At 73.0% G+C, this 4,604-nt stretch carries 4 protein-coding genes; 2 read left to right on the top strand and 2 right to left on the bottom strand.

Going from position 1 to position 4,604, the window contains the following annotated elements:
* The first annotated feature begins 239 nt into the window (after nucleotides 1–239).
* Both ACFV2J_RS23435 and ACFV2J_RS23430 read left to right on the top strand, forming a co-directional pair.
* A complete protein-coding gene (locus ACFV2J_RS23435; protein ID WP_266699987.1) occupies nucleotides 240–689 on the top strand; it encodes a hypothetical protein in 450 nt (149 codons plus the stop codon).
* Between the two features lie 116 nt (nucleotides 690–805).
* Nucleotides 806–1,537 carry an NDP-sugar synthase gene (locus tag ACFV2J_RS23430; RefSeq protein ID WP_385094654.1) on the top strand — a complete coding sequence of 244 codons (732 nt, stop codon included), beginning with the start codon at nucleotides 806–808 and terminating at the stop codon, nucleotides 1,535–1,537.
* A 77-nt stretch (nucleotides 1,538–1,614) separates the two neighbouring features.
* Here the strand turns inward: ACFV2J_RS23430 and ACFV2J_RS23425 are convergent, their stop codons facing one another.
* Together ACFV2J_RS23425 and rlmB are read right to left on the bottom strand one after the other, a co-directional pair.
* Nucleotides 1,615–3,381: a DoxX family membrane protein gene (locus ACFV2J_RS23425; RefSeq protein ID WP_385440382.1), complete on the bottom strand. Its 1,767-nt coding sequence runs from the start codon at nucleotides 3,379–3,381 to the stop codon at nucleotides 1,615–1,617.
* Between the two features lie 117 nt (nucleotides 3,382–3,498).
* Complete coding sequence (gene rlmB / locus ACFV2J_RS23420) at nucleotides 3,499–4,440, bottom strand: 23S rRNA (guanosine(2251)-2'-O)-methyltransferase RlmB (protein WP_385094657.1); 942 nt, start codon at nucleotides 4,438–4,440, stop codon at nucleotides 3,499–3,501.
* Nucleotides 4,441–4,604: the final 164 nt, after the last annotated feature.

Below are 4,604 nucleotides of genomic sequence, written 5' to 3'. Positions count from 1 at the left end.
CTGCCCTCCGCCACCCCCTACCTCACCCCCCCGGGGGGGTGGTTCATCTCGCCCTGTGTCGCGGGCGGGGCCCCCCCGCGCGGGGGGCCCCCCCCCTCCTCGTTGTCGACAAATACCCCGGCAAGCCGGTCATTTCGATACGTGTACGTCAACACGCCAGCCGGAAACCACCAGTTCCTCATCCCCCGAACCGGTGACTAAATGTCGCCAAATCATCACCCCGCGCTACCCTCACTCGCGTGAAGCACTCCACCACTAACCAACGGACCCGGCGTGGCCGTGGCCCCGCCCGCCGGATCGGCCGCACCCTCGCCCTCGTTCTGCCTGTCGTCCTGGTGCTCTCCGGGACCCTCGCGGTCACCCGAGTCAACTGGTCGGGGAACTCCTCGGAGTCGGTGCTCACCGCCTCCTCCTCGGACGTCTCCTCGCGCGCCGTCTCCCGCGCCCCGCAGGACGTCCTGCGCGACCGGCTCCTGCTGGAGCTCCAGGAGAAGGACCCGGGCACGGCCCTGACCCACCTCCAGGAGGCGGTGAACGGCCGCCCGTCGCTCGCGAAGCACTGCGTCTCCATCGCCCGCGCCCTCGGCCGCGCCGCGGTCCGCGCGTACGGCCCGACGCGCGCCCAGGCGTTCGCGCGCCCGGTCTGCGACACGTCCTTCGCATCGGGGGTCGCGGCCACGCACCTCTGAACCCGCGGGGCCTCGTCCGAGGCCGGAACGGCCCCTTCCCGCCCGCCAGGTAACAGCTGCTTAAGGGAACGGTTGCCGACAGAAGCCACCTGCGGGGCGCCACGTACAGTTCGGGCATGACCGATCCGAACGCCGCGTCGCGCCCCGTTCAAGCCGTTGTCCTGGCCGGTGGTCAGGGCTCCCGACTGCGCCCCTACACCGACGACCGGCCGAAGCCGATGGTCGAGATCCCCGGCACCGGGACCCCGATCATCGGCCACCAGCTGACCTGGCTCGCCGAAGAGGGCGTGACCGACGTCGTCGTCTCCTGCGGCCACCTCGCCGAGGTCCTCCAGGACTGGCTGGACTCGGCCCACCTTCCGGTCAACGTCATAACGGTCGTGGAGAAGGAGCCCCTGGGCCGGGGCGGCGGCCTCAAGTACGCCGCCGCGCACCTCCCTTACCCGGACCGGCCCTGGTTCGCGACCAACGGCGACATCTGGACCCGTTTCTCGCTGCGCGACATGGCGGACTTCCACACCGAGCGCGACGCCGTCGCGACCCTCGCCCTCGCCCGCCCCCGCATCCCGTGGGGCGCCGTCGAGACGGACGACTTCGGCCGTGTGACGGACTTCATCGAGTCACCGCCGACCACCTACGAGATCAACGCGGGCGTCTACGTCTTCTCCGCCGAGTTCGCCGGTCTGCTCCCCGAGCGCGGCGACCACGAGCGCACCACGTTCCCGCACCTGGCCCGCGAACGCCGCCTGGCCGGCTTCTCCCTCCCGCAGGGCGCCTACTGGCGCGCCATCGACACGGCGAAGGACCTCACGGAGGCCGCCAAGGAACTCGCCGCGCTCGGCCGCTGAACGGCCTTGTGGCACGCGTGACGACGGGGCCCCGCACACTCGGTGTGCGGGGCCCCGTCCTCGTACCGTCCGGACCGCTACCCGAGCAGGCCGCCGACCAGCTTGTCCGAGCCGCCGGTCGTACCGCCGCCGGAGCTCGAACCGCCGGACGTCCCGCCCGTACCGGAGCCCGTGGAGCCACCGCTGGCGCTGCCACCGCCGCTGCCGCCGGTGGACGTCGGCCCCGCGCTCGTGCTGGGGGCCTGGTGCACCGGCGCGGAGTGCTGCGGGGGCGCCTGGCCGCCGCCCTGCGTCTGACTGGGTCCGCTGCTGACCGTGCCGCCCGTCCCGCGGGTCGCGCCCGGGGTGGTGGCCGGACCCGACGGCGACGACGAACCGCTGTGCGTCGGCACCTTGGCGGAGGCCGACGGGGTGCTGGTCTTCCGCTGGGGCGTGCCGGGCTCCTGCGGAAGCGGGGAACCGGGCAGCTCGTTGCGCGGAGCCTCGCCCGGTCCCGGCACGACCACCCGGTCCGCGTCACGGACGGCACCGCCCAGCAGCGAGCCGACCAGCAGCGTGAGCCCGATGACGACGGCCGAGACCACCGCGCCGCGACGCAGCACCCGCCCGCGCAGGTCCCAGATGTCGGCGCGCGGCCCGAGGGTGCGCCAGGCCTCGCCCGCCAGACGTCCGTCCACCGAGTAGACGGGGGCGCCCGCGATGATCAGCGGGGACCAGGCGGCGAGATAGATGATGTCCGGCGCGTCGTACGCGGGGACGGTCTTCCAGCTGACGGTGACGATGAGCGCGGCGGACAGCATCGCGCCGAACACCGCGGCGACCCGCTGCCACAGACCGAGCACCGTGAGCACACCCACGATGACCTGGAGGAAGGCGATGACGAGTCCGGAGCCGACCGGGTGCTGGAGCGCGAACTGCCGCAGCGGCTCGGCGACTTCCCAGGGATGCAGGGTGTTCAGCCACTTGACCATGGAGCCGCGCTTGCCGCCGTCGAAGTAGACGGGATCGCACAGCTTGCCCATGCCGGCGTAGATGGAGATGAAGCCGAGGAAGACGCGGAGCGGAAGCAGCACCACGCCGAGGTTCATCCGGCGGCCGGGGTAGTACCCCTGTCGCAGCGAGTCCGTGGGCTGCCGTCTGACCGGCAGTTCGGCCGCCTCGTCCTCGCCCTCGTAGGCGTAGCCGTAGGCGTACGCGTCGTCGCCCTCGTCGCCCGCGAACTCCCCGCCCCCGTAGCGCGGTTCGTCGTACGCGCTGTCGACGCTGCGCATGTTCGGCAGCAGCCTGCCCTCGCCGGCGAGAGAGGTCCCGCCGGTCCGGCCGGAGTCGAGGCCGGACGAGCCGGTGCGCTGGCTGCCGACGAGCGGTGTCTCCACCGTCTCGACGGTCATGTCGCCCTCGTAGCCGTGGTGTTCGTCGTAGCGCGGGATGACCTGCGTCGCACCGGCGTCGCCCACCGGGGCGGTTCCGCCGTGACCGACGCTGGTGCTCCGCACGGCCTGCAGCAGCCGGTGCGCGCCGGTGTCGTCGGGCGCGGACTTCCCGCTCCAGACGACGGGCGCGCGGCGGCGGGTGCCGGCGGCGCCCTGGCCGACCGCGCCCGCTCTGCCCGCCGTGCCGCCGGCGGGCATCCGCGCGGGGGCGCCGCCGGCGCTCAAGTGCCGTGCGACGCGCGAGGATTGGGGTCGCGACGCAGCGCCCAGCTGCACGCGGAAGCTCGCATGATTGACGATGACCTGCGCCGGATCGCTCGGCACCTTCACCATGCTCAGCGCGGGAGCGTCGTCGAATCCCGACGAGCGGTCCCCCGTGGGTGTGCGGGGTGTTCTGGTGTCCACACTCATCTAACCGAGTGACGTGTGGTTAGGACACTGCTTTGACCTCGCCGATCTGTCCGGACCGCGTCAAGGCGGTCCGGACCGTCCCGATCACCCCACCGGGGTGACGGCACGCACGTCTGTTCAGGCGCGTCGCCGGGCCGCCTCGTACAGCACGACGCCTGCCGCGACACCGGCGTTCAGCGACTCCGCGCCGCCCGGCATCGGGATCCGCACCCGGAAGTCGCAGGTCTCCCCGACGAGCCGGGACAGCCCCTTGCCCTCACTGCCGACGACGATGACGACGGGGCCGCCCAGGGCCTCCAGGTCACCGACCTCGACCTCGCCGTCCGCGGCGAGCCCGACCACGACCAGCCCGGCCTTCTTGTACGACTCCAGGGCCCGCGTCAGGTTGGCGGCGCGCGCGACGGGCGTACGGGCGGCGGCGCCGGCCGAGGTCTTCCAGGCACCGGCGGTCATCCCGGCCGCGCGCCGCTCGGGCACGACGACACCGTGGCCGCCGAAGGCGGAGGTGGAGCGGACCACGGCGCCCAGGTTCCGCGGGTCGGTCACGCCGTCGAGGGCGACGATCAGCGGGTCCGCGCCCTCGTCGTACGCGGCGGCGGCGAGGTCCTCCGGGTGCGCGTACTCGTACGGCGGGACCTGCAGGACGAGGCCCTGGTGGTTGAGCCCGTTGGTCATCCGGTCCAGCTCGGGACGCGGAGCCTCCATGAGGTGGATGCCACCGCGCTCGCCGGCCAGCTGGAGGGCCTCGCGCACCCGCTCGTCGTTGTCGATGAACTGCTGCACGTACAGCATCGTCGCCGGCACGCCCTCACGCAGCGCCTCGACGACGGGGTTGCGCCCGACGACCATCTCGGACGTGCCCTTGCCGCCGCGCCCGCGGGGCGCGGGACGGCGGGCGGTCTGCTTCGCCTTGACGTTGGCGATGCGGTTCTTCTTGTGTCCCTTGCGCATCTCGGCGGGCGGGGTCGGGCCCTTGCCCTCCAGGCCCCGGCGTCGCTGGCCGCCACTGCCGACCTGCGCGCCCTTCTTGCCGGACATGCGGCGGTTGTTAGCGGCCATGACCTACCTGTTCTGTGTGGGGTGTGCGGACACTTCGCGCGCACGTTCGTCTATGCAGTGTGGGGGGCGCGCGGGCCCGGGCGGCCCCCCCGCGACCAAAAAAACAACCCCCCCGCAGTGTCTCGCCGGCGGCGCGCGCGCCCCGCGCACGAAAGACAGAGAGC

Origin of the sequence: Streptomyces sp. NPDC059668, from assembly GCF_042734135.1 — a bacterium.
In the GTDB taxonomy this organism is placed as follows: Bacteria; Actinomycetota; Actinomycetes; order Streptomycetales; family Streptomycetaceae; genus Streptomyces.
This window is presented reverse-complemented; position numbering and strand designations above follow the sequence as displayed.